At 58.0% G+C, this 1,093-nt stretch carries 1 protein-coding gene; it reads right to left on the reverse strand.

Translation table 11 applies throughout. From position 1 onward, the window contains the following. A partial coding sequence (locus EOS_RS43075; RefSeq protein ID WP_235443148.1) for an IS110 family RNA-guided transposase occupies positions 1 to 835 on the reverse strand: 835 nt, incomplete at its 3' end. Between the last annotated feature and the right edge of the window lie 258 nt (positions 836 to 1,093).

Below are 1,093 nucleotides of genomic sequence, written 5' to 3' on the forward strand. Positions count from 1 at the left end.
CATCAAACTTAGGGGCATTTTTGGCCTTGCCGACGCGGCGCTTGGACGGCCCGGGTTCAGCTTCGCTCCGGCTCAACGCCTTAAGCATGCTCTCCAGTTGGACGTCACAGCGCTGTAGCGCTTTGGAATAAGCATCAAATAGCTCAACCGCTTGGGTCAGGGCGAACAGGTGTTCTTCCCGCCAGTTGCCCTGCAACGACTTGGCGATCTCTTCTTTGCTCGCCTCGATCCGGCCGTTTTTGAGGTCCGCCAGCTTCAGTGGGTCGCGCTCGCCGGCGATGATCGCGCGCAGAATCTTCTGGCCAGTCTCACCGACAACGTCAGAAATTACATTGGCCAACTGTACATTCATGAGCGTCAGCGCTTTCTGCATATGCTGTACATGCCGCGACTGGTAGGACAGCAGCATGGCGCGCTGACGCATCACTGAGCGTAATGCGCAAATCTCGTCCTTGGGACGAAACGCTCCAGACAGTAGTCCGTAGCTCATCAGTTGCTGTAGCCACTGGCAGTCGAGCACATCGGACTTGCGGCCCGAGACGTTTTTCACGTGGCGGGCATTGACCAGAAATACATTCAGACCTCGCGACTCCAGCAACTCGAACAGGGTAATCCAGTACACCCCGGTCGACTCCATAGCCACTGTGTCAATGCCGCACGAAACCAGCCAATCCGCCAGGTGCTCCAGGTCTTCGGTGAAGCTCTTGAACTCCCGAACTGGCTCATCGTCGCGGTCTGGCGGTACGGAGACAAAGTGACTCGCCGAGCCAACATCAATTCCCGCTGCATTGGGGTTGGCAATTTCCATCCTCTTTAACTGGCTGCGCTGCGCCATTGACTACTCCCTCATAAGTGGAAGAGTGCCGCGCCGCCGACGGTACGTCGTCATTGCTCAACCTCTCAAGCGGGATGTCCGTTCGCACGAACTCACCAATGTCGCCGACGTGACCTTGGACCACGCTAAGAAACGGGCGTTGATAGCACCAATGGGGAGTCGGTCTTCAGCGGCGCGACGCCCAAGCTTACCAAAGCGGCGACCGGTACCTGGTTTCTTCGGGGCGCCCACCGCGGCCGCGGTTACTGCGCTAAGAAC

Source organism: Caballeronia mineralivorans PML1(12) (assembly GCF_001028175.1).
Taxonomy (GTDB): Bacteria; Pseudomonadota; Gammaproteobacteria; order Burkholderiales; family Burkholderiaceae; genus Caballeronia; species Caballeronia mineralivorans.